Here is a 23,468-nt window from a genome sequence, read left to right on the forward strand (position 1 = left end):
ACGACTGCATGGTCTATTTTTTTCCATAAAAAATAAGACATTCCCACCATCCATGGCGGTCAGATGCTGGAGGTAGAGTAACGCAGGAGCTTGTTACCGAGGATCACTATTCGCTTCAATCATCTGCATTGCCTACAGCACTTTGAACTCCCGCTGAAAGATCACATATTTAATAGGATTGGTATTAATTGTCGAAATGAACGATTAACAATGAGATTAAAATGTATTCGTTCTTATTTCGTACTTACGTTAGATCTACAACACAAAAGTAGTTAATAGTCTTATCCTGCGAAATACTTTTGCAACCTAATCATGTAAGTTAGCTGTATGTTTTGTTTTTAATCAGCTAGTTGTTGCTTTAGTCTTTAGTTTAGCGAAGGAATTATTGGAAATGGTAAAGTTGAACGTTATTTCTTATTCTGTGCTATTAGCTTGTTCTGTAATATCTACTGCCATCGCTGATGAATCAAACTCTCTCGATCTGAGTCTAGAAGAGTTACTAAATGTTGAAGTCACCTCGGTATCAAAACAAAAGCAGCCTTTATCTAACTCACCCGCCGCAATCTATGTAATATCAAGCGAAAATATACAAAATTCTGGGGCAACTTCAATTCCGCAAGTACTTCGCGATGTGCCAGGGCTGCATGTAGCCCAGATAGACTCACAAAAGTGGGCGATCAGTAGCCGTGGTTTTAACGGCCGCTACAATAACAAATTATTGGTATTGATGGACGGTCGAACCCTTTATTCCCCAATATTTTCAGGCGTCTATTGGGAAGTGCAAGATACACTGATGGCCGATATTGAACGCATTGAAGTCATCCGTGGACCAAGTGCTGCTATGTGGGGGGCTAATGCGGTAAATGGCGTGATTAATATTATCACCAAACACAGTGCAGACACTTCTGGAGGTTATGCTGAACTAGGCGCCGGCGATTATGAGCAAGGATTTGCTGGTTTCCGTTATGGTTCGACATTATCAGACAATGCAACATCGAGAGTATATGTAAAAGGTCATAATAAAGACTCTCTTGAACATGATCCACAAGATCTCGGTGACTACCTTGTGGGGCCTTCTGCAAGTGTTGATAAGGATAACGACTGGACTCACCTACAAGTCGGCGGCCGCGTTGATATAGAGCTTGAGACCGGCACAAGCTTAATGTTGAGCAGTGATTGGTATCGCACTCAAATGCAGCAAACGTCCTATTATCCAACATTAGTTGCCCCATCATATATTGAATACAATAGTGATAAAATAAACAGTGATGGCGTTAATCTATTATCAAAGTTAACCAAAGCGCTATCGCCAACCTCACAATATAGTCTGCAAACTTACTACGATTATGCAAAAAGAGACGATGATTGGTATGGTTTTAGTAGTGAAACCCTTGATATTGATTTCCAGCATCAACTGCTTTTAGGGCAAAATCATAATATTGTCTGGGGGCTAGGTTACCGCTTTATAAAGGATGATTTCGACCCAAGCACTATCATTGTCAGTAGTGAGTCCGCATCTACTCGAACTCATTTGTGGAGCACATTTGTTCGTGATGAGATGACGTTAATAGAGGATGAATTGTGGCTTACCTTAGCAACGCGTGTTGAACACTTTGACTACACCGGCTTTGAGATCCAACCGAATGTTCGATTAATGTGGCAGTTGAATAAAAAAAATAATTTGTGGGCTTCTGTATCTCGCGCAATCAGAACACCTTCCAGAGTAGAAAATAATCTATCAGTTAACACGCAAAATATTCCGCCTTCGGTTGAATCTCCATTAGTCAGTATATGGGTGGTTGGTAACGAGCATTATCAATCGGAAGAAATTATTTCCTATGAATTGGGTTACCGTGTTACTCCTGCAAAAAAATGGTCATTTGATTCAACAATATTTTATAACGACTATGATCAACTGCGCAGCGCTCTCAACAGCACAACAGATTTCAGCACGTTTCCCAATTACATTTCACAATACTTAACATTTGAGAATGATCTTAAAGGACATAATTATGGATTTGAGCTCTCTTCTATGTGGGCAGCAACCGATGATCTCCAATTTAAACTGAATTATAGTTTTATTCAAAATGAGTTTGGTGAAAATCAAAGTCAAAATACTGATGCGCCATCGCATATGTTGTCGACAATGATGGACTGGAGTATTACTGATCAAATTGATCTTAATCTTGTGTGGCGATTTATGGGAGACGCTTATGTCATCAATACCAATGACCTTAGCACTAAAACCATTGATAGCTACCATGGTTTAGATATTGGGTTGCACTGGGCTGTGACTCCTGATGTTTTGTTATCGGCGTTCGGAAAAAATTTACTTCATCCTGCTCACCTTGAGTATGAAGGTGAGAACTATCAATTCCCTTATCGAGTAGGGCCTAGTTATTACGTTAAAGCAAGCTTAACTTTTTAAGCTTACAATCATGAAAAAAACGAGCTTTAGCCAAAAGTTGTTGTATTCATTATGGATAATGGGAGTTGCTCTGTTTCCGTGTACATCTATGGCGGAGGATGCATTCGGGTTAAAAGCTGCATTAACTTATAACTTTGCTAAGTTTACCCAATGGCCTGAATCCCGACTCAATGAAACCGCTGTGTGGACAATCTGTTACTTTGGTAATCAATATCACGATAGTTTTATGGGCCTTTCTGATAAAAAATTGGCCACTCAACCTGTTATCGTTATTCAATTATCAGGCATCAGTAAGGTGGAACAGTGTGATGTGGTATTTATTGATGCTAAATCTAGAGAATTAACGCCTCGTTTATTATTAGCTGTAGAAAACAAAGCTATTTTAACCGTTTCAGATATCTCGGGGTTTGAGATGCAGGGCGGGATGATTGAAATTGTTGAACAAGATAAGCGGTTATATTTCAAGGTTAATATGAAGATGTTAGAGCAATCAGGATTAAAAATTAGCTCACAAGTATTAAAGTTAGCACTTGAGGTTAAACGATAATAAGACGTTATTTTGTGAGTGACATTATTTTTACCCACTCATGGGGCCATCTAAATATCCTTTAATAACGTTACCGTTTTATACCCAAAAGAATAACATCTAAAGGAAGATCTAACCTTTAATACATTGTGATGAGAGCGTATATCGCTGAATGATATCAATATTCATGCTTATGGTCTCAAAAATGAACATAAGTTTACAAACGTATCGATTTAGTGATTCCTTTGATGTTGAATTACCTCAAAATAGGACATAATCTAACCATACGGCATACCCTTTCAAATTTCATAGCGTAAATTCATTATGTAACTTTTGATACGTTAATCAATTGACCTGTCCTCTCTAAAATTTGTGAAGGAATCATTAAGAAATGTTAAAGTTGAAAGTTATTTTTTTTACTGCGCTATTCATTTTTCTAGTCAGTTTCACTGTCATAGCTGCCGAGTCAAATTCTCTCGATCTCAGCCTACAAGAGTTAATGGATGTTGAAGTGACGTCAGTGTCAAAACAGAAACAGCCTTTATCAAATTCACCCGCTGCTATTTATGTTGTCACAAGCGAGAGTATTCGTCGCTCAGGGGCAACCTCAATCCCCCAAGTGCTTCGCGATGTGCCAGGGCTGCATGTAGCCCAGATCGACTCTCAAAAATGGGCGATCAGTAGCCGTGGCTTTAACGGCCGCTACAACAATAAATTATTGGTGTTGATGGATGGTAGAACGCTCTATTCTCCTATCTTTTCAGGTGTCTATTGGGAAGTGCAAGATACACTGATGGCCGATATTGAACGTATCGAAGTGATACGGGGTCCAAGTGCTGCTATGTGGGGGGCGAATGCGGTAAATGGCGTGATTAATATTATCACCAAACACACCGCTGACACCTTAGGGGGTTATGCGGAACTGGGCGCCGGAGATGTTGAGCAAGGATTTGCAGGCTTTCATTACGGTTCAACCCTCGCGGACAATGCAACATCAAGAGTGTATTTAAAAGGCCAAAGTAAAGACTCTCTTGAACATTATCCGCAAGATCTTGATAGCTCTCTGGTAGAACCTTCAGCAAGTATTGATAAAGATAACGACTGGACGCACCTTCAATTCGGGGGGCGTGTGGATCTACAGCTTGAGACAGATACGAGTCTCATGTTAAGCAGTGATTTTTATAGAACACAGATGCAAGAGGCTTCCCATATAGCATCTATGGTCGGTCCGTTATATCGTGAATTTAACACTCAAAAAATAAAAAGTGATGGCTTTAATCTATTATCAAAATACACCAAAGCATTATCACCTACCTCAGAATATAGTTTGCAAACTTACTATGATTATGCAAAAAGAGATGAATACGTGTATGGTTTTCGCAGTGAAACCCTTGATATTGATTTTCAACATCAACTGTTTGTTGGGCAAAATCATAATATGGTTTGGGGATTAGGCTATCGCTATATACAAGACAATTTTGACCAAAGCTCGGTAATGAAAAACAATGGTTCGTCATCGACTCGAACTCATTTATGGAGCGCATTTGTTAGTGACCAGATGACATTGGTAGACAACGAATTGTGGCTGACTTTAGCATCACGTTTTGAACACAACGACTACACAGGTTTTGAAGTTCAACCAAATGCTCGATTAATGTGGCAACTGAATGAAAAAAACAAACTGTGGGCTTCTATTGCCCGCGCTGTCAGAACCCCATCGAGGTCAGAAAATAATCTTTCGGTTAATGCACTAAACATATCTCCATCAGCAGGTGTTCCACTGGTCAAAACATGGGTGATTGGAAATGATAATTATCAATCTGAACAAATGACATCATATGAGTTGGGTTATCGATTTATACCTGCACAAAAATGGTCTTTTGATACCACAATGTTTTATAACAATTATGATCAACTACGCAGCTCTCTGTATGGCACAACAGATTTCAGTACGTTTCCCAGTTACATTTCGCAAAATGTTCCATTTAATAATGATCTCGCTGGATATAATTATGGCTTCGAGTTTTCTTCTATATGGACTGCAACAGATGCGATCCAATTAAAACTAAATTATAGCTACACGCAAAATGAGTTTGATGAGAGTCAAAGTCAAAATACTGATGCGCCAGAGCATATGTTATCGACACTGATGGATTGGAGTATTACTGGTGATGTTGACCTAAATATCGTATGGCGTTTTATTGATGAGGCAAATATATTAAACCTAAATGACCTTAGTAATAAGATCATTGATAGTTACTATGGTGTAGATATTGGGCTGCATTGGCGACTTAATTCTAATGTTACATTATCAGCATTCGGCAAAAATTTACTTCACCCCGCCCATCTGGAGTATGAAGGCGAAACCTTTCAATTTCCTTATCGAGTAGGTCCAAGTTACTTTGTTAAAGCAACCTTAACTTTTTAAGGTCGCAACAATGAAAAAAACGGCATTGAGGCGACAGATACTGTATTCATTATTGGTTGTATTTCTACTGCTTCCATGTCCATCTAACGCCCAGAATTCATTTGATTTAAAAGCGGCGTTTACCTATAACTTTGCCAAGTTTACTCAGTGGCCAGACTCGCGCCTCAATGAACAATCTCCATGGCATATTTGTTTTTTTGGCAATCAATATCATGACAGTTTTATGGAATTGTCGAATAAAACCCTAGCTAATAAGTCAATCAAGGCTATTCAGTTATTAGAAACAAGCCAAATAGAACAATGTGATGTGGTATTTATTGATGCTAACTCTAGAGATTTCATTCGGCGTTTGTTTTTAGCGGTCGATAATAAACCTATTTTAACGGTGTCGGATATTTCCGGTTTTGCGGTACAAGGAGGCATGATTGAAATCGTCGAGCAGGATAAGCGATTATATTTCAATATTAATAGTAAGGTGTTAGAGGCATCAGGCTTAAATATCAGCTCACAGGTATTAAAATTAGCACTTGAGGTTAAACAATGAAAATAATGAATTTTGCATCAATTCGAACAAAGTTGATTTTTTCAATGTTAGCAATCGCTATAATTGTCATTGTCATCATCTCTACATCCTTAATTACCAAGCAATATGCCATCACCAAAGAGAAAGCAGAACAAAGCTTGGCGGTGTTGAGTGATATTGTTGCGAGCAATAGCCTCTCTGCAGTTATTTTTAATGACCCCGTTTCCGCTGAAAAGACTTTATCTGCACTCATTGCACAACCCGATATTATTCATGCGGCTATCTATGATCTTACTGGCAATGAATTTGCGTCATATCAAGGTAGTGATACTTATCAAGTAGAAATGGATCAGCAGGAATTAATCAATATTGTTTCTTCTAAGAAAAAATTGATTAAATTTAACCGTGACAGTGCTTATTCTTATACTCCTTTACTCTCTGAAGGCGAGATCGTGGGAGTATTACGAATCACCGATAATATGAACTCACAGTCTCAGCAATTGGATGATTATTTAGTGCTGGTTATTTCTACAAGTGTGTTTGCTTTTTTTGCCAGTTTACTGGTTATGTTCTGGTTACAATCTTTATTCACCAAACCACTCAATACGCTTTTACATGTTATCGAGCAAATCTCAAATAAAAAAGACTATACACAGCGCGTAAGCATCAAGTCTCATGATGAGTTCTCTAAACTGGCACACAGTTTTAACGCAATGATCGCTGAAGTGGATGCTCGAGGTCGACAACTGGAGGCCATCAATCATGATTTAGAGACTCGCGTATCTGAGCGTACGATTGAATTACAACAAACACTTGAGCTAGCCAAAAAAGCGAATAAGGCAAAATCTGAATTTTTAGCCGTGATGAGTCATGAGATTAGAACACCACTAAATGGCATTATTGGATTTTCAGATCTACTTACGTCTTTTAAATTAAATAAAGAGGTTTCCAATACAGTTCAAATGATCAACGATTCAGCCCAAACATTACTCGTGTTACTCAATGAGGTACTGGATTTTTCTAAGATTGATGCGAATAAAGTGGATTTAGACATCAGAGAGTTTAATTTAGCTGACCTTATCACCTTTACATGCCAATCTCATAAAGTGACAGCACAGAAAAAAGGCCTTGATTTTGATGTTGTCATATCGCCATTAAACCACATACATTACTTAGGCGATTCACTCAGAATACGACAAATTATTAATAACCTAATATCAAACGCAATAAAATTTACTCATCAAGGTTCTATTGCTATACAGGTGAGTGAACACCTTGACGCCTCAGATACTTTTATTACGTTTACGATTAAAGATACAGGAATTGGCATCGCGACATCCAAATTAAAGACTATATTTACTCCTTTTATGCAAGCTGATAACTCTATTACCCGTGAGTTTGGCGGAACGGGGCTTGGTTTAGCCATTTGCCAGCAGTTAATTGTACTAATGAATGGGCGTTATGGTGTTGAAAGTACTCTAGATGAAGGCAGTCATTTTTGGTTTAGCATCCCTCTTATGCCGGTAGACAACTCATTCCCTTCCAAAAAGGTGTCCATCGCTAATAATAGCGTAGAAGGGGTGTATCGAAAATCGACAGTGCTTGTTGCTGAAGATAATGGGGTCAACCAACTGGTCGTAAAAAGTTTATTAGAGTCTTTAGGGCATGAGTGTGAAATTGTCAATAATGGCCAAGAAGCTATCACTCGAGCAAATGAGCAAAAATTTGATTTAATCTTTATGGATTATCATATGCCAGTTGTTGATGGCATTGTTGCCACACAAGCGATAACTAAGTTAGGTAAGAGTTGTATTAATCATCAAACACCTATTATAGCTCTTACCGCTGATATTCAACCCAATGTGAAAAGGTTATTTCGGCAAGCGGGTGCCAAAGATGCTCTTTTAAAACCTTTCACCCGCCAGAATCTATCAGAATGCTTGAATAAATGGGTATTTGAACCGGCAAGCTCCTCCGAGTGTGTCGATACCCTTTATCATCAAGAGCAGATTGTGCTGATTGATGGCCCTCTTAATGACATCAAACAAATATCTCCTGATGACTTAACAGACCTGATGAAGAGTATCGTGGACATGTATTTGCAAAATGCTCCAGAATTAATTGAGAATATTATTAAAGGGTTAGCAGATGGCAATGCCGATCTGGTGTTTAAATCTGCACACTCATTAAAATCCAGTTCGGCCAATTTAGGGGCGATAAAGGTTCAGACAATCGCGAGTCAAATAGAGTTATTTGCACGTAATGGCCAATTAAGTGATGCTGATAACCTCTCGGATACCTTGTTGCCAGCACTTGAACAAACGACAAAAGCATTGTTGCTAAAATTAGAAGGGATTACCTAATGGAATTAAATGCTCTTCAAGATGTGGTATTGATCGTTGATGATGATCCAGCCATTAGATTGTTAATGCGTCGAACGCTGAGTCAGTCAGTAGGTCATATTATTGAAGCCAGTAGTGGAGAGGAGGCCATAGAGCAGTTTTCTAAGCATATTCCTGATCTAATATTACTGGATGTTTCGATGGGCATAATGAATGGATTTGAATGCTGTTCTGTTATTCGCTCGTTGCCCGGAGGGGATAATGTTGCCATTATTATGATTACCGCCTTAGATCAGCCTCATGACATAAAAAAAGCCTTCGATGTTGGTGCCACAGACTTTATGACGAAACCCGTTCAATGGCCGCTGCTTAGCCATAGAATCCATTATGTACTTAAAGCAAATAAGACAATAAAGGAATTAACAAAGAGTAAAAATAAGCTCGCCAAAGCGCAAAATATTGCTCACTTGGGATCATGGGAATGGGACTTTACATCCGATTCATTAGACTGTTCTGATGAAGTTTATCATATGGTCGGTTTGAAGCCTCAAGCAGTGAAAATTAATTTGCCTTATTTGCTGGAAATCGTTCACCCTGACGATAGGGAATTTTTAAAGACAACCGTCAAGAACGCCCTAAAGACCAAAAAACCGTATGATATAGAGTATCGTATTTTACACAGTAATGGCGAAGTCATAACACTGCATGATAGAACTGATATCACTTATCATTTTGGTGAGCCACGTCTTAGCGGCACGGTACATGACATCTCCAATAGGAAAAAGTCAGAACAAAAAATAGCCTATTATGCATTTTACGACACGTTAACAGACCTTCCCAATAGACGTAAGTTTCTCATGCAATTGGACTCTGCTATTGCCTTAGCAAAACGACAATCAAGCAAATTATCATTACTGTTTATCGATTTAGATCACTTCAAAAGAATAAATGATACCTTGGGGCATAAGGCTGGCGATCAATTATTATGCGAAGCAGCCCAACGTATTAAAGACTCTGTACGCATTTCTGATCAGCTCAGTGTGGGGCGCCGGCTAGAATACGAAAATGAACATATTGCCCGTTTGGGCGGTGACGAGTTTACGTTACTTTTATGTCAATTAGAGGAGCTTGAAAACGTTGCGATTATTGCTCAGCGAATTCTTGATTCACTGTCCAAACCCTACTTTATTCAGGGACAGAAAACGTTTATTTCGGCAAGTATAGGTATCTCCTTTTATCCAGATGACGGTGCTACGGGCGATATTTTATTGCAACATGCAGATACCGCCATGTATCAAGTTAAAAATAGCGGGAAAAATAGTTTTCAACTTTTTTCACATGAGATGCATAAGGCATTAATGGATCGGCTTAAACTTGAAGCCGAACTTCGAGAAGCCGTCACCCTAGGCGATCAGCTGGTACTTTATTATCAGCCTCAAGTTAATTCAGTTGATGGGGAAATTGTTGGATACGAAGCACTATTACGCTGGAACCATCCAACAAGAGGCTTGTTATCGCCGATAGATTTTCTTGCGATTGCTGAAAGTAGCGGTTTGATTATTCCTATTGGAGAATGGGCTTTGCTTGAAGCCTGTAACAAAGCAAAACAGATACATGCAAAATTGCCTCATTTTCAACGTATGGCCGTTAATTTATCCGCCTTGCAATTCAATCATGCCAATATTGTTGAGCATGTTAAAAGTGCACTGGTTGAAACAGATTTACCGCCTAGTCTACTCGAATTGGAGATCACCGAATCTGCGATCATCTGCAACGTTGATGACGCAATAGCTTTGCTTTTTAAGCTCAAAGAGTTAGGTGTGAAGTTAGCAATTGATGATTTTGGTACTGGCTATTCTTCATTAAACTATTTAAAGAGCTTCCCCATTGATACATTGAAAATTGATAAGTCATTTGTCGACGGGATCGTCAGTAATCAAAAAGATGCCGCTATTGCGCGCACAATTGTACAGTTAGCACTTAATTTAGAGCTCTGCACTATAGCCGAAGGTGTTGAGTTTATAGAGCAACATGAGCTACTTAAGGCTATGGGTTGCACTAATTTACAAGGTTATTTGTATAGTAAACCCTTACCATCTGAAATGATTTAAGTCGCTTGTTACTGCATGTTGTTTAGTATTCTCCAGCATAATGAAACTTGTCGACGCCTGCCGTTATCAATTAGTTAGCCAAATCTATTTATTAATTTGTAGGTAGATTATTTTGTCATTGCACCTTGTATATATAAAATATCGTATATACAATCGTTGGCATAACTTTCTGCATGTCGATGTATTCATTTTGAAAAAGAAAAGTGTGTTGTTTCTCTGTACAGGCAATTCAGCGCGTTCGCAAATGGCTGAAGCATTATTACGCAGTAAAGCGGCAAAGCAATTTGATGTGTTTAGTGCTGGAACATCGCCAGAGCAAGTAGACGCTCGAGCTATTGAGGCTATTACTCTTTTTGGTATTGATGCCCGCAATTTGGTGTCAAAACACTTGCAGACTTTTTCTGGCAAACACTTCGATTACGTCATTACCTTATGTGATAAAGCCAATACTGAATGTCGAAGTTACCCTGGTGCTGGTAAACAATTGGCGTGGGATTTCCCCGATCCTAAAACCCGTCCAGGCAATCATCCATTTTCAAGCACCATGACCGAGCTTAACAATCGTTTGTCGATGTTTTTGCTGGTGGAAAATAAAGTCACTTCCAAGGCCTCGAATGAGATTATCGCCGAGACAAAAATCCAAGAGTGCAATCAATCTGCCCCAGAACGATTAATCGATTTCGATCCCATTACATTTTATAAATGCCTTACCGATGACATTCGCTTAAAAAGCATCATGCTAGCCCATTACCACGGAGAACTGTGTGTGTGCGAGCTGATGGAAGCATTGGATGAAGAGAGCCAACCAAAAGTATCGCGCAATTTAGCCTTGTTAAAAAAGGCTGCAATTATTAGCGATAGAAAACACGGCCAGTGGGTATTTTATCGCATCAATCCTAACTTACCTCTATGGGCCAAATCGGTAATAGCACAAACCACCGAAAACAATCTTGAGTTGATAATGTCGTCATTACAGCGGTTAGACATTATGCAAAATAGACCGAACAAGGTGAGTTTTTGTCGTTAATACTGAGTTGTAAAAACATGATTATTATTTTTGTGCTGTATCCTCATTGTTTGGAGTCTTGCTATGGGAATGTTTGAACGGTTTTTATCGGTATGGGTTGGCTTAAGTATGTTAGCTGGGGTGTTGTTAGGTTTATGGCAGCCCGATGCCTTTCAACTGATTGCAAACCTTGAGATTGCTCATGTTAACTTGGTGGTAGCAGTGTTTATTTGGGTGATGATTTACCCAATGATGGTGCAAATTGATTTTTCTTCCATAAAAGATGTGGGCAAAAATCCTAAGGGACTATTGCTGACCGTGGTCATTAATTGGTTAATTAAACCCTTCACCATGGCAGCTTTAGGTTGGTTGTTCTTTAACGTGGTGTTTGCCGACTTAGTCGACCCTGCATCGGCTCAAGAGTATATCGCAGGGATGATTTTACTTGGCGTGGCGCCTTGTACCGCGATGGTGTTTGTGTGGTCGCAACTAACCAAAGGCGATGCGAACTACACCTTAGTGCAAGTGTCGGTTAATGATGTGATTATGATTTTTGCCTTTGCGCCGATTACTGCTTTTTTGTTGGGGGTGAGCGATATTCAAGTGCCATGGGAAACCTTGCTGATCTCTGTGGTGTTGTATGTGCTATTGCCTCTGATTGCTGGTGTGACAACACGTTACTTGCTTAATCGTCGTCATGGGCTTACTGCGGTTAGCTCCTTTTTGGCTAACGTAAAACCATGGTCGATTATCGGTTTACTTGCCACTGTGGTGTTGCTGTTTGGTTTTCAGGCCAAGGTCATTGTGTCAGATCCTAAAACCATTGGCTTGATAGCTGTGCCTTTGATTATTCAAACTTACGGCATTTTTATCATCGCTTATATCGCGGCTAAATGGTTAAAATTGGCGCACAATATTGCAGCACCAGCTTGTTTAATTGGCACCTCTAACTTTTTTGAACTTGCAGTAGCCGTGGCGATATCACTTTTGGGTTTACATTCAGGTGCAGCTCTCGCCACAGTAGTGGGAGTGTTAGTTGAGGTGCCAGTGATGTTGTCGCTGGTGGCGATTGTTAACCGCACACAGCATTGGTTTACGCATTAATGTGACCGCATTTTAGCTTCGCTGCAGCGAGACTATTTCAGGGCTTTCAATTGTTAACCTTTTACCCGAGTACTTGATACAAATAACAAATTAATCCTTACAACCAAGATTAAAAACATAGCAAAGTTTAGGACAATATTATGACGATAAAAATAGGCATTAACGGTTTTGGCCGTATGGGACGTTTATCCATGCGCGCGGCGTATGATTGGGATGATGTTGAAATTGTGCATATTAATGACCCTGCTGGCGATGCCGCTACGTTGGCACATTTAATGACCTTTGATTCAGTTCATGGTCGCTGGCAACACGAGGCAACACATGACGGTGATGCCATTGTCATTAACGGTAAAGCCATTCCTTGCAGCCGTAATGTCGCTACCCAAGACACTGATTGGTCAAAATGCGATGTGGTGATTGAAGCCTCTGGCAAGATAAAAACCAAAGCCTTGCTACAAGCTTACTTAGATCAAGGTGTAAAACGGGTTGTGGTAACTGCGCCAGTAAAAGAAGACGGTGTGCTCAATATTGTGATGGGCGTTAACGATGACTTATACGACAAAGCCATTCATCCAATCGTGACGGCAGCTTCTTGTACCACAAACTGTTTAGCGCCTGTAGTAAAAGTGATCCATGAGAAAATCGGCATTAAGCATGGCTCAATGACCACGATTCATGACATTACCAATACCCAAACCATTTTAGATGCACCGCACAAAGACTTACGCCGCGCCCGAGCGTGTGGCATTAGCTTAATACCCACCACAACCGGTTCTGCAACTGCGATTACTCATATTTTTCCTGAGCTTAAAGGCAAGCTAAATGGTCATGCGATACGTGTGCCATTAGCTAATGCATCGCTTACCGATTGTGTGTTTGAAGTGGCCCGAGGAACGACTGCTGAAGAAGTCAATCAACTATTGAAGCAAGCAGCTGATAGTGATCTTAAGGGCATTATGGGCTATGAAGCGCGCCCATTAGTGTCGGTAGATTATAAAACCGACCCGCGCTCAAGCATTATTGATGCCTTGTCGACCATGGTAGTGAATGACACCCAAGTGAAACTGTATGTGTGGTACGACAATGAGTGGGGCTATGCTAATCGTACTGCTGAGCTTGCGCGTAAAGTGGGTCTGGCAGATAAGGAATAGCGCAATATGGGGCTGTTATCATTTAGGGCATTACCGCAGCAGGTTAAGCAATATCTCATTATTACGGGTAATTATTGGGCATTTACCTTAACTGATGGCGCTTTGCGTATGCTGGTGGTGCTGTATTTCCATCAATTGGGTTACAGCCCGTTAAATATTGCGATGTTGTTTTTATTTTATGAGATTTTTGGTGTAGTGACTAATCTTGTGGGGGGATGGTTAGGCGCAAGGTTGGGCTTAAACAAAACAATGAACATTGGCTTAGGTTTGCAAATTGTGGCGTTAACCATGCTAACTGTGCCCGTTGAAATGTTAACCGTAATGTACGTTATGGCTGCGCAGGCCTTGTCGGGTATCGCCAAAGATTTAAATAAAATGAGCGCTAAAAGTGCGATTAAAATGTTGGTGCCTAATGATGCTCAAGGCAAGTTGTACCAATGGGTGGCTATTCTTACAGGATCTAAAAATACCTTAAAAGGAGTGGGTTTCTTTTTGGGTGGATTGTTGTTGACGTTGCTAGGGTTTCGCGGCGCATTGATATTGATGGCCGCTTTATTGGTTTGTGTGTGGTTGTTTAGTTTATTTAGCCTAAAAGCGGATTTAGGCAAAGCGAAAAATAAACCCAAATTTACCGATATGTTTTCTAAAAGTCAGGCTATTAACTTGTTGTCTGGCGCACGAATGTTTTTATTTGGTGCTCGCGATGTGTGGTTTGTTGTGGCATTGCCGGTATTTTTAGCGGTGACCTTTCAATGGGATCATTGGTGGGTTGGTGGATTTATGGCTTGTTGGGTAATTGGTTATGGCATTGTCCAGTCTTTTGCCCCCTATTTTACCGGCAAAAAGCAAGGCCGAGTGCCAACAGGGCGATCGGCCTTTTTATGGGCTGTTTACTTATTCGTTATCCCCGTAGGCATTGCATTAACACTGCATTTCGACTTTTACGTGAAGCAAACTCTCATTGCTGGGTTAATGTTATTTGGTGCCGTGTTTGCCATTAACTCGTCATTGCATAGCTATCTTATTGTTAGCTATGCAAGCAGTGATGGTGTGTCACTCGATGTGGGCTTTTACTATATGGCCAATGCCATGGGAAGGTTAATTGGTACGGTACTGTCTGGCTGGGTATACCAGCAATATGGTTTAGAGGCGTGTTTGTGGATCTCCAGTGGGTTTGTAACCCTTGCAGCATTGATATCGATGAAACTGCCCTAGCCAAACAGAAACAGAGCGATCCAAATTTCATCACAAAGAGTTGTAAAACTGTGGTAGCCGCTTTTTCTTATCTTTCTAGCCTACACAGGCTGAAACTCTTACCGAACTGTCGGTAAAAATTTCCCATTGATATTAACTCTCATCGCTTCTCTTATTTTAAAATTAAAATTTAGTCATTTAAAATCAAATTGTTACGAATTTTAGTTGAAGTTGGCACGATGTTGGCTTTAGTTAATATACGAAAGATGAGAAATACATGATTAACACGATGTGCTGAGATTGTTGATTTATTCATAGTACATTAAAACACCGAGGAGGTTTTTATGTTGGGCTGGACAATTATGTTTTTAGTGGTAGCCGTTATTGCAGGTTTATTTGGTTTTACTGGTATTGCAGGTGCCGCCGCAGGGATTGCTAAGATTATATTCTTTATATTTGTTGTCTTATTGGTGATTTCTCTCGTGTCGAATGCCATTCGTGGTAAGTCACCACGATAATAAACATAGCAAAGTTGATAAATAAGCTTATCTTAATGTAGTTAGTCAAAATATTTTAAAGCTATCAAATATTTACCATCATCAAGGAGATGAATTATGAAATTATTAAAATTACTCACAATGGCAAGTTTAATGGTGTTGTTCACTGCAGGTTTGTCAGCATGTTCTGACAACAAAGCTGAAAATGCAGGTGAGAAAGTGGATGAAATGATCCAAGATGCTGGTAATGCAGTTGAAGATGCTTGTGAAGATGTAAAAGAAGGTATGAAAGCAGAAGATCCAGACTGTTAATTAACTTAAGCGACACAGTAATGTGTCGCTTTTTTCTTTAATACCAATTTCATGAGGATCAATTATGCAGCCCCAAATCCATATAAAGTATTATTATACCTTTGGTACATTTATCGCATTGTACTTATGCACAGTATCACCAAATGTATTGCTGCAAGTAGCGTTTGGTTGGGTGGCATTATCTCTGGGATTGGTGAGTTCGGCATATTGGTTTAACAGCGCAAGTATTTTTCGAAAAAGCCAAGATGGTCGTATTCCTTGGTACATTAGTTGGAGTTTCATTCCCTTTTTAATGGGTTGCCAACTGTATAACGCGTGGGCCAGAAAAAATGACAAAGTGCCCGCGATACAAAAAATTGATAAACAACTGTATTTAGCTTGTCGATTATTTCCTCGTGATGTCGATCAGCTTAAGCATGAAAAAATTGGCGCCATTTTAGATGTCACCGCTGAATTTGATGCACTTGAATGGACCTTGATTGACGAGAATATTGAGTATTTAAATATCCCAATACTGGATCACAGCGTGCCGACGGTTGCACAATTAAATCAAGCCGTTAATTGGCTACACAGCCAGGTAAGTAAAGGAAATAATGTGGTGGTGCATTGCGCTTTAGGTCGAGGGCGTTCGGTGTTGGTGTTGGCGGCATATTTAGTCTGTCGTGATAAAAATCGCCACTTTTCTTCTGTCCTTAATAGTATCAATGATGTTCGTCAAACAGCACGGCTGAACAAATGGCAGTTAGCTGCAGTTGAAAAGATGCATCGTGAGCATAAAATTAATATCCACAAACGTGCATGGCTAATTGTTAACCCTGTGTCTGGCGGCGGGAAATGGCAACAGGAAGCCGATCATATTATTCAAACCTTATCGCGTTATTTTCAACTTCAAGTGTTGTATACCGCTAAAGATAAGTCAGCGAAAACATTAGCTGAGCAAGCTAAAGCTAACGGCGCAGATATTATTGTCGCCTGTGGTGGCGATGGAACCGTTAATGAAGTGGCGGCAGTTGTTGTCGATAGCGACATTTACTTAGGCATTATTCCTATGGGCACCACCAATGCGTTAAGCCATACTTTATTTGGCGTAACCAGTAAATTTGTGCCGGTATCGCAAGCGTTGGATATTTTAATTGAAGGCCATTATCAGCGTATTGATACAGCTTTGTGCAACGACACGATAATGTTATTGCTGGTGGGCTTGGGTTTTGAACACAAAATGATTCAAAAAGCCGACCGTGAAACAAAAAATGACTTGGGCCAATGGGCTTACCTAAATGGTTTATGGGAAGCCATTGATGAAAATGAGTCGTTATCGATGTATTTACAGCTTAATGACGGTGAAATTCAAACGATTAATACCACGAGTTTAGTGGTTGCGAATGCTGCGCCATTTACGAGTTTGTTAGCCCAAGGTAATGGTGAGCCCAATATGAGTGATGGTTTGTTAGACATTACATGGATTGAGGCTAGCGAGGCGTCGCCGCAGCAACTATTAAGCATGACAGAGTTATTATTTGCTGGTTTGACAGGTGCCCGCGACCAAGAAACAACAAGCAATGTACACCATGTGCAGGCTAAAAAGGTTTACTTAAATACCGACACTAAATGTCAGTATGTTATTGATGGTGAGTTATTCGAATCTGACGATATGTGCATTGAGGTGAAGCCCAAGTCGTTGTCTGTGATGATTCCACAGGGGTAATCGTTTTACATGTTTGAACTGTCTGGCCTAATTAGTATTGACTGAGCTTAACTTATACCAATGATTCATTGGTGTTAATTGCCTGCCGCAGGCTCCGTGCAGATGTTTGCTTTGTACTTTTGTACTTTTGTACTTATGGCCTGCGGCCACGACGTGAGTGGCCGTAGGCCATAGGTACAAAACAACAAAAGTACAAACACCTGGATCCCGGCTCAAAAGCATTGCCGGGATGATTAGGCTGGTGGATTCCAACTCAGAATCACTTCTGGGATGACGAGTTTAATTAATCTTCTGAGCTTGTTTGATCTTCGTATTTACTTAATTTGTTGTACAACGTTTTGACACTGATGCCTAATTGTTTGGCTGTGTCGTTTTTATTGCCAGAGGTTTGATCAAGCTTTTGGTATATCGCCACTTTTTCAAGTTCATCCAAACGCATGTCTGTTGGAATTTGAACATCACCTTCAGTGGGTTCGGCTGTCGACTCTAATGGATTTACATTGATATGGCTGACATTAATGGTGTCGTCAGCAAGAATATAAGCGCGCTCAATCGCATGTTTTAACTCTCTCACATTACCCGGCCATTTTTGTTGTTGAATGAGGGCTAATGCTTCGTCGGTAAAGGTTTTACTGAGCTTTTCTTCTGCATTACGATAAGCCAAAAAGTGCTGTGCGAGTCCGCTAATATCATCTCCTCGGTCGCGCAGTGGCGGGACTCGAATAGGAAAGTGAGCTAAACGGAAATATAAGTCTTCCCGAAAATGGCCCTGTTCAATCGCGTTGGCGGGATCACGGTTGGTTGCTGCAACAATGCGCACATTCGCTTTTTTTACATTTGGGCTACCTACTTGGCGATATTCATTATTTTCGAGTACTCGCAATAACTTAACTTGATGTTCCAATGGCATTTCGGTGACTTCATCTAAGAATAACGTGCCACCTTCAGCTTGTTCAAATACGCCAGAATGATCGCGATGAGCACCAGTAAATGCCCCTTTTACATGACCAAACAACTCGCTGTCGACAAGTTCTGGGCTTAGTGCACCACAGTTTATGGCAATAAAGGGTTCGCTAACTCGGCTACTGGCTAAATGGATTGTGTTAGCGACCAGTTCTTTACCGGCACCACTTTCGCCAATAATGAGCACATTACTGTCGGTTACGGCTACCTTTCTAGTGGTTCGATATAGCTTGTGCATGGCTCGTGACGATCCAACCAACAAGCCATATTGATCGAGTTCGCTAGAAAAGGGCTGATGACGTTTAGTTGATTGTGTGACCAAATCTTGAGCGAAGTCTTCTAAGGTGTCGCCAATTAGCTCCATATCATATGGTTGACGAAAATGATAACCCGCCCCTGTGGACATTAGTTTATCTAGGTTGGGATTAGGTTTACCTTCGCTTAAAAAGATGAACTCAATATCAGACATTAACGCACTGTCCGCGATATCTAAATAGTCTTGTTGGCTTAAATTGGCCAATTCGATAATTGCTACATCTACGGCATTATTTTCAAGCTGAGCCAACCAAGGTTGATCAATGCTGCTCGCTATCTTATTAAAATGTTGGCAACTCGGAAGCTGTAAAAGCTGAGTTTGTGTTTGCGGCTGGCGCAAATGGTAAAACAGTATTGGACGACCCATGCCGATTTCACTCCCTGTCTATTAATACTCAATGTAAATCTGTGGTGTAGATTTGACAATAAAAGTCGGTAATTATTTCCTGTTCGGCGCTTGTCCTTAAAAGAGTTTATTATCTTAACAATTTAAAATCAGTAGGTTAATTAAGTTTTGTCAATGTGTATGGAATATGCATAACAAAGTTAATGGATAAAATAATATTTATTAGACATCAATCATACAGGCTGACTATAACAGTTTACTGATTGTAAGGAGACATTACATTGAATGTTAATCGATCATATAAAGACGTTCACGATGGTGCCGATTTCTGGTTACTAAACGAGGCCATTGATTTATGCCAAGCGGGGCAGCAGTTTTATAGTAAAGCCAGCAAAGGGACCGATGACTACAATATTAAGCGCATATTCAATCATATGGCAGAGATAAAAAAAGGAATGTTGCACCGGTTAGCCACGCTATTTAAACAAGTTCAACCATGTTATGCGTGGTCAGTAGGCAATATTGAGACTTTAAAACCCTTGTTGAGTCCTTATTACGCTGAGGCGGAGCGGGCAATAGAGCAAAAGCGGTTATCGCAGGCGATTCAGGTGTTAATTGCTGCAGAGCAATATGTATTAATGCGGTTAAAAGTTGCTGCAAAGCGAGCCAATAGTCAGTGTGTTGCGAGGCAATTGGCAGAAAGCATTGCGTGGTTACAAATAAGTTGTGACAACATGAAGAACATGCAACTAACCGCGTCAATTGTTAGCGATGAAAATTTTACATCGAGTCGGTAAAAAAGTCCGATAGCGGGCTTGTTAAAGTGAGTGTCTTATCAAGGTTTTGAGAATAAATTATTAAAAACAACAGGTTAAAAAATTGGCATGGTTCGCGCATTACCTTGTATGTAAGACAGCATTAACACTAACAATGGAGAATATCTTATGAAAAAGACTACATTATCAGTATTAACAAGCATCGTTCTTGGTTCAATGGCATTTACTGCAAACGCAGCACAAGATTGGCAGGATGATGCAAAAGATGCATGGATTGATGGTAAGGCTGAAACCACGTTACTGTTAAATACTAACCTTAATTCTTTTGATATTAATACCGACGTGAAAGACGGTAACGTTACATTAACCGGTAAAGTAGACCGCAGTGTCGACAAATCCCTTGCCGCTGAATTAATTAGAAGCTTGGACGGTGTCAATGATGTTAATAATGAGTTGACTGTTATGGAGCGTGAAAGCGATAAAGACACAGATGATTTAGCGGAGTCATTAACTGACTCAAAAGTGGCTACTGTAGTCAAAACCCGCTTATTATTTTCGGCTGATGTGTCAGGTACAGACATTGATGTTGATGTCGAAAACGGTGTAGTAACCTTAGAAGGGACAGTATCGAGTGATGCTGAACGTGATTTGGCTGTGACCATTGCAAAAAATACGAATGACGTTAAAGACGTTGTAGATGAACTGCGCATTACTGGGTAATTGTGTTCGGTTTAAGTTTGCTTAACCAGCCTTCGGGCTGGTTTTTTGATGCCTAATTTGTGAGGTCACTTTTTGGATATTAAATGATTTAATGTCCAAAGTAGGTGTTTTTTAATGGGCTGAGAGTCAGTCGTTATAGCTGTAAACCATAACGTTGTCGTGCAGTTGTACAACGATGAGCAACTAAAACTGTGCGAAGCAGAGCTGATTGACGATGGAGGCGGTGAGGCTACAACAAGCCAGTAATGAGTTGACGGAATGCCTAGGGAAAATATCCCCTATAATCGGTACTTCAGCATAAAAATTGCCTTTCAAATGAGAATAACTGGAAAGATATAAGCGACTGGTCTATTTTTATTTATCGACGCATGTTAATGAGAGCATTATGAATAAAAATACCACCAGTAAGCAGGCTATTTGTGCCGTTGGTGAAAAGCTGTTTGCTTTGCATGGTTACAGTGCCGTGGGGATTAAACTTATTCTTGATGAAGTTGGCATTCCTAAAGGATCTTTTTATCACTATTTTGCCAGTAAAGAAGCGTTTGCTGCTGAGGTGGTAGAATACTATTTTCAGCAACGTATCGAACCCATAGTGATGGATCCGGATGTTAACTTTAAGGCTAATGTTACTGTGATGTTGGGAGGCTATCATCAACTAATTGACTTTTTATTTAGCGATAGCCAGCCGCGCGGTTGTTTAATGGGTAATCTGATGGTTGAAGTAAGCCCACAAGCGAGTTTATTGCATCAAACATTGAATCAGCTTTATGACCAGTGGCTCAATTTGTTTAGTGAATTAATAGAACAAGGCCAGCAACAAGGTTTTATTCGTACCGATTTGACGGCAACAGTATTGGCGAGTGTTTTTTGGTCAAATTGGCAAGGGACTATGCTACGCTGTAAAATTAAAACTGACAAAATGGCCGCAAAACGGTCAATCGTGCAGTGCATGCAGCTTATTACGCGCTAAATTTACGGGCTGAATATCATTACCCTACCGGTATTGGCACATTGTGATTGTGTATTTGTATAAAGGTCTTTATATTTCGGTGATTTTTCGGGTCTGGAGTGGGTCGAATTGACTAGAATATTGTTATTTTGTTGTTTAGTGGCGCTGCTGTCTGCATGTGCGTCGAACCCGCCAGTGGCTGTAGTGTCTAAGACTGTGGTGATCCCACCTATGCTTAAGCCCGAACCGCCCAAGTGGAGCGAGTCAAACTTATTAAGTTTTCATGAACAATGGAAAGGCACTCCGTATCGTTTAGGTGGCTTGAGTAAAAAAGGGATTGATTGCTCAGGTTTTGTGTATTTAGCTTACCTTGATATTGTGGGAGATAAATTACCGCGCTCAGTTAATGCGCAACGTGTTTTAGGTAAAGAAATCCCTAGAAATCAGCTTGTCATCGGTGATTTGGTATTTTTCAAAACGGGAAGAACTGCACGTCACGTCGGTATTTACATGGGACAAGAGCGATTTTTACACGCCTCGACCAAGAAAGGGGTTAAAATTTCTAGTTTAAATAACGTTTATTGGAAACCGCGTTATTGGTTTGCTAAGCGCTTAAAAAATCCTACCGAACAACAAAATATGTCGATAGCCAGTTTGGTCGACTATGCTCAACAGCAAGATGATTAATCATCTTGCTTTAGCCTAATCTGCGACCACGTTAATCTGTTGGCATGGTTTTCCCTGTTCGAATGCCTGCTTTGATTGTTTTCAGTAATTTGCATCAGTATATTCATGTTATGTATCGCTCAGTGAGAGCGCAAACCACGACTTAAGCGGAATTGTTATGCCAGAATCCAAGCATTGGACCTTAAAAAGTATTGCCAAAGAGTTAGGTGTGTCGAATGCGACGGTTTCCAACGCGTTTAATCGTCCCGATCAATTATCGGAAAAGCGCCGTATTGATATTTTATCTGCTTGTAACGAACTAGGATATTTTGGGCCAAATAAAGCGGCACAGTCTTTACGCCGAGGTAAGTTTGATACCGTAGCTTTGGTATTGTCTGACAGTATCGAATACATGGTATCCGATCCTGTTGCTAGCCGTTTTATGAAAGGTGTAGCAGCTGTTTTTGAGCAACATAAAATAAATTTGTTATTGTTTTCTGGTAGTTCTGACAATGTGAATGGCGTAAATGATTTTGTTGATGGTTTTATTTGTTATGGACGTCCTCGTAATGGTTTATTGGCCGAACAACTTAAAAAAATCCGTAAAAAAGTGGTGACTGTTGATTTTAATATTCATCGCAGTGCATCTGTGAGTATCGACAATAAAGCCGGTGCTTATGAGGTGGCTAAGCTAGCGATTCAATCGCCACAAGATCATGTCGCGATCCTTGGGTTGCGTTTATTAGACACTCACCTAACTTGCCGCGTGTATGACATTCACTCTATGGAAATAGACACTTCAGTTGCACATCAACGTTTACAAGGGTATTTAGATGCGATTAATGATACTGGCGTAAAGCTGGGCGATGATCGTATTTGGAATATACCAGAAAGTAACTCGGATTTTGCCGCAATAGCAGCTAAAGAAGCGCTTAGTTGTGTGCCTCGTCCCAATGTGTTTTTGTGTATGAGTGACTTAATTGCATTGAGTTTAATGCGCGAGGCAATACAACAAGGTTTGCGGATCCCTGAAGATATTCGAGTGGTGGGTTTTGATGGTATTGACGAAGGTGCGCGGGCTATTCCCCCCTTAACCACGGTATATCAACACTCGGAACAAAAAGGCCGTAAAGCCGCAGAGATGTTTATTGCTGATGCTCATCATTCTGAAGTGTTAGGTTATGAACTTTCACGTGGTGGTAGTTGTTGATGTAATATTGATGACGGGATGACTTCGATACAAACATATATCATACCAACCCTATTAAATATGTGCTCCTTCAGCGGGAGTTCAAAGTGCTGTAGGCAAGGCAGATGATTGAAGCGAATAGTGATCCTCGGTAACAAGCTCCTGCGTTACTCTACCTCCAGTATCTGACCGCCATGGATGGTGGGAATGTGTTATT

At 40.3% G+C, this 23,468-nt stretch carries 19 protein-coding genes; 18 read left to right on the plus strand and 1 reads right to left on the minus strand.

Annotation, left to right across the window (positions count from 1 at the left end):
• The first annotated feature begins 391 nt into the window (after positions 1 to 391).
• The 13 genes from ACWXWT_RS13375 (at position 392) to ACWXWT_RS13435 (ending at position 17,327) form a co-directional block, all read left to right on the plus strand.
• Positions 392 to 2,428 (plus strand): TonB-dependent receptor plug domain-containing protein, encoded by a 2,037-nt coding sequence (locus ACWXWT_RS13375; protein ID WP_456042073.1) that lies wholly within the window; start codon positions 392 to 394, stop codon positions 2,426 to 2,428.
• Positions 2,429 to 2,438: 10 nt separating this feature from the next.
• Entirely contained in the window at positions 2,439 to 2,975 is a 537-nt protein-coding gene (locus ACWXWT_RS13380; RefSeq protein WP_456042074.1) for a YfiR family protein, read from the plus strand.
• A 370-nt stretch (positions 2,976 to 3,345) separates the two neighbouring features.
• The gene (locus tag ACWXWT_RS13385; protein ID WP_456042075.1) at positions 3,346 to 5,382 is read left to right on the plus strand and encodes a TonB-dependent receptor plug domain-containing protein; all 2,037 of its coding nucleotides are present in this window, start codon (positions 3,346 to 3,348) and stop codon (positions 5,380 to 5,382) included.
• Between the two features lie 10 nt (positions 5,383 to 5,392).
• Complete coding sequence (locus ACWXWT_RS13390) at positions 5,393 to 5,926, plus strand: YfiR family protein (protein WP_456042076.1); 534 nt, start codon at positions 5,393 to 5,395, stop codon at positions 5,924 to 5,926.
• A complete protein-coding gene (locus ACWXWT_RS13395) occupies positions 5,923 to 8,268 on the plus strand; it encodes an ATP-binding protein (RefSeq protein ID WP_456042077.1) in 2,346 nt (781 codons plus the stop codon). Before ACWXWT_RS13390 ends, ACWXWT_RS13395 begins: the two co-directional genes overlap by 4 nt.
• Positions 8,268 to 10,358, plus strand: a complete 2,091-nt coding sequence (locus ACWXWT_RS13400) for an EAL domain-containing protein (RefSeq protein ID WP_456042078.1) — start codon at positions 8,268 to 8,270, stop codon at positions 10,356 to 10,358. The genes ACWXWT_RS13395 and ACWXWT_RS13400 overlap by 1 nt, the downstream gene beginning before the upstream one ends.
• 190 nt (positions 10,359 to 10,548) lie before the next feature.
• Entirely contained in the window at positions 10,549 to 11,385 is an 837-nt protein-coding gene (locus ACWXWT_RS13405; RefSeq protein WP_456042079.1) for a metalloregulator ArsR/SmtB family transcription factor, read from the plus strand.
• Between the two features lie 63 nt (positions 11,386 to 11,448).
• The gene (gene arsB, locus ACWXWT_RS13410) at positions 11,449 to 12,468 is read left to right on the plus strand and encodes an ACR3 family arsenite efflux transporter (protein ID WP_456042080.1); all 1,020 of its coding nucleotides are present in this window, start codon (positions 11,449 to 11,451) and stop codon (positions 12,466 to 12,468) included.
• Between the two features lie 140 nt (positions 12,469 to 12,608).
• A complete protein-coding gene (locus ACWXWT_RS13415; protein ID WP_456042081.1) occupies positions 12,609 to 13,619 on the plus strand; it encodes an ArsJ-associated glyceraldehyde-3-phosphate dehydrogenase in 1,011 nt (336 codons plus the stop codon).
• Positions 13,620 to 13,625: 6 nt separating this feature from the next.
• A complete protein-coding gene (arsJ, locus tag ACWXWT_RS13420; RefSeq protein ID WP_456042082.1) occupies positions 13,626 to 14,834 on the plus strand; it encodes an organoarsenical effux MFS transporter ArsJ in 1,209 nt (402 codons plus the stop codon).
• A gap of 323 nt (positions 14,835 to 15,157) precedes the next feature.
• Positions 15,158 to 15,331, plus strand: a complete 174-nt coding sequence (locus tag ACWXWT_RS13425) for a DUF1328 domain-containing protein (protein ID WP_456042083.1) — start codon at positions 15,158 to 15,160, stop codon at positions 15,329 to 15,331.
• 96 nt (positions 15,332 to 15,427) lie between these two features.
• On the plus strand, positions 15,428 to 15,622 hold the full coding sequence (locus tag ACWXWT_RS13430) for a hypothetical protein (protein ID WP_456042084.1): 195 nt from the start codon (positions 15,428 to 15,430) through the stop codon (positions 15,620 to 15,622).
• A 64-nt stretch (positions 15,623 to 15,686) separates the two neighbouring features.
• Positions 15,687 to 17,327 (plus strand): diacylglycerol kinase family protein, encoded by a 1,641-nt coding sequence (locus tag ACWXWT_RS13435; RefSeq protein ID WP_456042085.1) that lies wholly within the window; start codon positions 15,687 to 15,689, stop codon positions 17,325 to 17,327.
• Positions 17,328 to 17,610: 283 nt separating this feature from the next.
• On the opposite strand, the gene ACWXWT_RS13440 is transcribed toward ACWXWT_RS13435, so the two are convergent.
• Positions 17,611 to 18,972 carry a sigma-54 interaction domain-containing protein gene (locus tag ACWXWT_RS13440; protein WP_456042086.1) on the minus strand — a complete coding sequence of 454 codons (1,362 nt, stop codon included), beginning with the start codon at positions 18,970 to 18,972 and terminating at the stop codon, positions 17,611 to 17,613.
• A gap of 260 nt (positions 18,973 to 19,232) precedes the next feature.
• On the opposite strand from ACWXWT_RS13440, the gene ACWXWT_RS13445 reads away from it, so the two are divergent.
• The 5 genes from ACWXWT_RS13445 (at position 19,233) to ACWXWT_RS13465 (ending at position 23,272) form a co-directional block, all read left to right on the plus strand.
• Positions 19,233 to 19,748 carry a hypothetical protein gene (locus ACWXWT_RS13445; RefSeq protein WP_456042087.1) on the plus strand — a complete coding sequence of 172 codons (516 nt, stop codon included), beginning with the start codon at positions 19,233 to 19,235 and terminating at the stop codon, positions 19,746 to 19,748.
• 147 nt (positions 19,749 to 19,895) lie between these two features.
• Positions 19,896 to 20,447: a BON domain-containing protein gene (locus ACWXWT_RS13450; protein ID WP_456042088.1), complete on the plus strand. Its 552-nt coding sequence runs from the start codon at positions 19,896 to 19,898 to the stop codon at positions 20,445 to 20,447.
• 385 nt (positions 20,448 to 20,832) lie between these two features.
• Positions 20,833 to 21,417: a TetR/AcrR family transcriptional regulator gene (locus tag ACWXWT_RS13455; protein ID WP_456042089.1), complete on the plus strand. Its 585-nt coding sequence runs from the start codon at positions 20,833 to 20,835 to the stop codon at positions 21,415 to 21,417.
• Positions 21,418 to 21,525: 108 nt separating this feature from the next.
• The gene (locus ACWXWT_RS13460; protein WP_456042090.1) at positions 21,526 to 22,083 is read left to right on the plus strand and encodes an NlpC/P60 family protein; all 558 of its coding nucleotides are present in this window, start codon (positions 21,526 to 21,528) and stop codon (positions 22,081 to 22,083) included.
• Positions 22,084 to 22,240: 157 nt separating this feature from the next.
• Positions 22,241 to 23,272 (plus strand): LacI family DNA-binding transcriptional regulator, encoded by a 1,032-nt coding sequence (locus ACWXWT_RS13465; RefSeq protein WP_456042091.1) that lies wholly within the window; start codon positions 22,241 to 22,243, stop codon positions 23,270 to 23,272.
• Positions 23,273 to 23,468 lie beyond the last annotated feature (196 nt).

Source organism: Shewanella sp. A22 (genome assembly GCF_053850585.1).

Bases quoted from the DNA above. Each gene is read 5' to 3' on its own strand.
- ACWXWT_RS13465 (WP_456042091.1), top strand. From the start codon at position 22,241: ATGCCAGAATCCAAGCATTGGACCTTAAAAAGTATTGCCAAAGAGTTA.
- ACWXWT_RS13455 (WP_456042089.1), top strand. From the start codon at position 20,833: ATGAATAAAAATACCACCAGTAAGCAGGCTATTTGTGCCGTTGGTGAA.
- ACWXWT_RS13415 (WP_456042081.1), top strand. From the start codon at position 12,609: ATGACGATAAAAATAGGCATTAACGGTTTTGGCCGTATGGGACGTTTA.
- ACWXWT_RS13430 (WP_456042084.1), top strand. From the start codon at position 15,428: ATGAAATTATTAAAATTACTCACAATGGCAAGTTTAATGGTGTTGTTC.
- ACWXWT_RS13395 (WP_456042077.1), top strand. From the start codon at position 5,923: ATGAAAATAATGAATTTTGCATCAATTCGAACAAAGTTGATTTTTTCA.
- ACWXWT_RS13385 (WP_456042075.1), top strand. From the start codon at position 3,346: ATGTTAAAGTTGAAAGTTATTTTTTTTACTGCGCTATTCATTTTTCTA.
- ACWXWT_RS13380 (WP_456042074.1), top strand. From the start codon at position 2,439: ATGAAAAAAACGAGCTTTAGCCAAAAGTTGTTGTATTCATTATGGATA.
- ACWXWT_RS13400 (WP_456042078.1), top strand. From the start codon at position 8,268: ATGGAATTAAATGCTCTTCAAGATGTGGTATTGATCGTTGATGATGAT.
- ACWXWT_RS13375 (WP_456042073.1), top strand. From the start codon at position 392: ATGGTAAAGTTGAACGTTATTTCTTATTCTGTGCTATTAGCTTGTTCT.
- ACWXWT_RS13440 (WP_456042086.1), bottom strand. From the start codon at position 18,972: ATGGGTCGTCCAATACTGTTTTACCATTTGCGCCAGCCGCAAACACAA.
- ACWXWT_RS13425 (WP_456042083.1), top strand. From the start codon at position 15,158: ATGTTGGGCTGGACAATTATGTTTTTAGTGGTAGCCGTTATTGCAGGT.
- ACWXWT_RS13435 (WP_456042085.1), top strand. From the start codon at position 15,687: ATGCAGCCCCAAATCCATATAAAGTATTATTATACCTTTGGTACATTT.
- arsB (WP_456042080.1), top strand. From the start codon at position 11,449: ATGGGAATGTTTGAACGGTTTTTATCGGTATGGGTTGGCTTAAGTATG.
- ACWXWT_RS13390 (WP_456042076.1), top strand. From the start codon at position 5,393: ATGAAAAAAACGGCATTGAGGCGACAGATACTGTATTCATTATTGGTT.
- ACWXWT_RS13450 (WP_456042088.1), top strand. From the start codon at position 19,896: ATGAAAAAGACTACATTATCAGTATTAACAAGCATCGTTCTTGGTTCA.
- arsJ (WP_456042082.1), top strand. From the start codon at position 13,626: ATGGGGCTGTTATCATTTAGGGCATTACCGCAGCAGGTTAAGCAATAT.